The 851-nt window shown below is 69.2% G+C and carries 2 protein-coding genes; both read left to right on the top strand.

Annotation, left to right across the window (positions count from 1 at the left end):
• A partial coding sequence (locus AC1DYI_RS37155; protein WP_477209073.1) for a YfgM family protein occupies window positions 1–417 on the top strand: 417 nt, incomplete at its 5' end.
• A gap of 11 nt (window positions 418–428) precedes the next feature.
• A partial coding sequence (locus AC1DYI_RS37150; RefSeq protein WP_477209072.1) for an outer membrane protein assembly factor BamB family protein occupies window positions 429–851 on the top strand: 423 nt, incomplete at its 3' end.

Raw genomic sequence — 851 nt, 5'->3', positions numbered from 1 at the left:
CGCACGGCCTATGCCCAGCAGGCGGGCTTGCAGGCAGCCAAGTTGCAGGCCGACAAGGGCAAGGGCGACGAGGCGCAGGCCAGCCTGACCTGGGTGGCCGAAAAAGCCACCGACGAGGAGTACCAGGCGCTGGCACACCTGCGCCTGTCGGCCCTGCTGCTGGACAAGAAGGCCTACGACGAGGCGCTGAAGCAGGTCGACGCGGTCAAGTCACCGGAATTCGCTGCGCTGGCGGATGACCGCCGTGGCGACATCCTGCTGGCCTCGGGCAAGAAGGAAGAGGCGGTGAAAGCCTATCTCGCGTCCTACAAGGCGATGAGCGACCAGCTGGACTACCGCCGCATCGTCGAGTCGAAGCTGGCCAGCCTGGGCGCTGCGCCCGAGCCGGCGGCTGCCGCCAGCGGGGTGGCCCAGTGATGGCGGTCCGCATGTCAACCAAGCTTGCCACCATCAGCCTGGTGGCCCTGGCCGTGTTGGCCGGCTGCTCTGCCGACAAGCCCAAGCCGGCCAGCCTGGAATCGCTGGAGCCGCAGATCGCCGGCCGCCAGGTCTGGAACACGCGCCTGAACGACGTGACCTTCCCGCTGTCGGTGGCGGTGCGCGCGGGCCGTTTCCACGTGGCTTCAGACAACGGCACCGTGTTGGCGCTCGAAGCCGCGACCGGCCGCGAGGTTTGGCGCGGCGAAGCCGGCGGGCGCATTTCCGCCGGCGTGGGCAGCGACGGCCGCTACGCCGCCGTCGTGACCCGTGACAACGAACTGGTCGTGATGGATGGCGGCAGCGTCACGTGGCGCGCGAAGCTCGAATCGCCGGTGGTGACCGCGCCGTTGGTCGCTGGCGAACGTGTCTTC

It is taken from the genome of Ideonella sp. P3_A4, from assembly GCF_056403075.1.
Note: the sequence above shows the minus strand (reverse complement) of the source record. Positions and strands in the feature narration are given on the sequence as shown.